This is a genomic window from Phormidium sp. CCY1219, from assembly GCF_035615515.1.
GTDB lineage: Bacteria > Cyanobacteriota > Cyanobacteriia > Cyanobacteriales > Laspinemataceae > CCY1219.
Window position 1 is genome coordinate 1 of the sequence record NZ_JAJENT010000603.1, and the last position, 384, is coordinate 384.

The window sequence follows — 384 nt, forward strand, 5'->3', positions numbered from 1 at the left end:
TTACAAAGCTGAACGGTCTGGACAGTCCAAGAAAGCAAGGCATCTTCAAAGACTCCTGAGTAAGTCCTATTACGCGAGGCTCCTAGCGGTAAGGAAAGTAAGCCAAGACAATCAAGGGAAAAAGACAGCCGGGGTAGATGGAGTAAAATCTCTTAGTCCTAAACAATGGTTTGACTTAACTCAAAAACTAGGGAAGAAATCCAAAGCCCGCTCCTTACGCAGAGTATGGATTCCAAAGCCAGGTCGCGATGAAAAGTGTCCTCTAGGGATTCCGACGATAAAGGACAGAGCTGAGCAAGCTTTGGTAAAACTGGCACTAGAACCCCAATGGGAAGCCCGATTTGAGGCAGACTCATACGGATTTAGGCCAGGAAGGTCAGCGCA

The 384-nt window shown here is 47.4% G+C and carries 1 protein-coding gene; it reads left to right on the forward strand.

Annotated features, from left to right (window positions below):
- Window positions 1-384 (forward strand): reverse transcriptase N-terminal domain-containing protein (locus LKK83_RS16975; protein WP_324632427.1); only part of this gene is annotated, 384 nt, incomplete at both ends.